The sequence below is a fragment of the Paenibacillus sp. GbtcB18 genome (assembly GCF_019091125.1).
GTDB classification, from domain to species: Bacteria; Bacillota; Bacilli; order Paenibacillales; family NBRC-103111; genus Paenibacillus_F; species Paenibacillus_F chitinolyticus.
In genome coordinates, this window is sequence record NZ_JAGXJX010000252.1 from 1 (window position 1) to 284 (window position 284).

The following is a 284-nucleotide window of genomic DNA, read 5'->3' on the forward strand; positions in this document are numbered from 1 at the left end:
GTTCCTCCGGTTGGACCCGTACTTCCAGTTGCTCCCGTTCCTCCGGTTGGACCCGTACTTCCAGTTGCTCCCGTTCCTCCGGTTGAACCTGTATTTCCAGTCGGGCCTGTATCTCCGGTTGAGCCTGTATTTCCGGTCGGCCCTGTATTTCCGGTTGAGCCTGTATTTCCGGTCGGCCCTGTATTTCCGGTTGCTCCCGTGTCTCCTGTTGGACCTGTACTTCCGATTGATCCCGTATTTCCAGTTGCTCCGGAACCTCCGATGGACCCTGAATTCCCGGTTGC

General features: G+C 57.0%; 1 pseudogene. It reads right to left on the reverse strand.

The window, feature by feature from the left end:
- Positions 1 to 284: pseudogene (locus KVT34_RS30165) on the reverse strand (hypothetical protein); the annotation flags it as partial.